Here is a 1,813-nt window from a genome sequence, read left to right as displayed (position 1 = left end):
TCATTGTGGATGGAAAGGTGATGCCGACTTAAACGGCAGTAAGAATATTGCTGCTATTGGGGCTTTCGTAAATAAGCTCGAAGGTTCGAGATTGTTTTGCAATGTGCAAGATCATTTCAGGGCTATTGAAAGCCCACACTGTACCTGTACTCAGGTCACTGCTGGGTAATTTACAAGTGATATCACGTCCGACAGATTCATCTGTCATTCTTCGCTGTGCGAACCAATGAGATACAAGAATGATGCACATCGGACGTGATATCAAAACCCAAAACAGCCGTTCCCTTAAGGTTGCGGGGTTGATTCCTCGGCTTCGGGCACCTCGGCTTCTTGCAAAATGACCTGACGCTGCTGCGGGTCAGCTTGGTTGCTTTGCTCTTGCATCACAGTTTTAGCAAGACTAGGGTCAAAGTAGCGGTTAAAGTCCGATCGCGACTGATTTACTCGCCCTTGGGTAAGATTGACTTCAGCTTGGATTTCGTGCAATTTTTCTTGCACCGCCCGGTAGTGAGGCCAAAGCTGAAGCACAGCAGAAGTGGCACAGACTGAAAGTACCATGTTGACTGCCAACTTGACGCCTGTTTCGGCCGCGAGGGTTTGGTGAGGGTAGGAACGCTGGCGGCTGCTGCTGCGACGAGGAGTAACCCGAGGGGAGTTTTTTACAGGACGCAGTGGGGTAACGGTGGGTTGAATCGCTTGCATAATTTTTTTTCAAATACCTGAGACTGACGTTTTGGAGTTCAACAGAGCAAATTCTGAGCTTAACGCACACTCGCCGCTGTTAGTCAGGGTGCTGACAGCCAAAATTGTTGAGACAAAGGTGACGCATGAAGACGGAATTTCCCCATAAAAATGCCTGCCCTTGCAGTCTCGTCTTGCTGAACACAAACAATCTACTGCACTGGGGCAGCAATTGTCTGTATCTGTAATGCGAGAGATTTAACTGCTCAGGCAGGCGTTTTGCGGTTCGCAACTGGTGTCTGGAAACTATTTGTACAGTTCAGTTGACAGCCGGAAAGCCAAGATTCCGGGAATCAAAGCAATTACGAGCGCTACGTAGACTTGGGTATCTGTTAAAGACATATTCGCAAAACTCCTTTTCGCGGGGACGAGCTTTCACCAATTTGAGACAAATTGGCGCTTTTGGGAATCATTTGTTACAACTTGCAACAAATCACAGTTTACCAATACTTTCAACCTCTGGCTGCTTGGCTTCTGTCAACACTCTAGCAAAAGAGCCGTTTTAGGTGCATTACAACCCTTACTATGACCCATTTACCTACCTTAGTGTCTCTTGCCTAGTGTTCACTCACAAGCGAAATCTTCTCGCAATATTCTAGAGCCTGGTTATCTTGTAGGATTGACTCTGTACTGACTCATTTTGGTTATTGCCCCCTAAGTAGGGGGCATAGAACTAGATAAGCAACAAAAAAAGCACCCCTAGGTTTGGGATGGCTGGTGACTAATGACTAATGTCCAATAACCTATCCCCCTTAATAAGGGAGCGGTCGCTGCGATCGCCTGATAATTCACCGTCAATCGAAGGGTGTACATGGCTCGATTCAAGTTTTGTTTCGTCCGTGCCAGTGGGTGAACAATCGACTTCCTCCAAAATTTCTAGAATAACCGTCACGTCACGCAAATCAGCCTTCGACTTTTTAATGCGTCCCTTCAGTTGGTTAAGCAGGTTGGCAGGTTCGATTTCAGATAAGTAGTTAAGCAAAATTAATTACATAATTATCTCCAAATTCTTTAAGAATTTTTTCTACAGATGAAACAAGAGATTGCCAGCTAGAGTAGGCATCTATTTCGA

The 1,813-nt window shown here is 45.8% G+C and carries 3 protein-coding genes; all 3 read right to left on the bottom strand.

Translation table 11 applies throughout. The features are described from left to right. Positions 1–285: 285 nt before the first annotated feature. The 3 genes from QUB08_RS31780 to QUB08_RS31770 all read right to left on the bottom strand — a co-directional run bounded on the left by QUB08_RS31780 (position 286) and on the right by QUB08_RS31770 (position 1,723). Positions 286–702 (bottom strand): slr1601 family putative cell division protein, encoded by a 417-nt coding sequence (locus tag QUB08_RS31780; protein ID WP_333230259.1) that lies wholly within the window; start codon positions 700–702, stop codon positions 286–288. 285 nt (positions 703–987) lie between these two features. Further along, positions 988–1,083 carry a photosystem I reaction center subunit XII gene (gene psaM / locus QUB08_RS31775; RefSeq protein ID WP_015174804.1) on the bottom strand — a complete coding sequence of 32 codons (96 nt, stop codon included), beginning with the start codon at positions 1,081–1,083 and terminating at the stop codon, positions 988–990. Positions 1,084–1,462: 379 nt separating this feature from the next. Continuing rightward, complete coding sequence (locus tag QUB08_RS31770) at positions 1,463–1,723, bottom strand: hypothetical protein (protein WP_333230257.1); 261 nt, start codon at positions 1,721–1,723, stop codon at positions 1,463–1,465. Positions 1,724–1,813: the final 90 nt, after the last annotated feature.

This window comes from Microcoleus sp. BR0-C5, from assembly GCF_036705045.1.
Lineage (GTDB): Bacteria > Cyanobacteriota > Cyanobacteriia > Cyanobacteriales > Microcoleaceae > Microcoleus.
The sequence above is the reverse complement of the archived record's forward strand: the minus strand, read 5'-3'. Positions and strand labels throughout refer to the sequence as shown.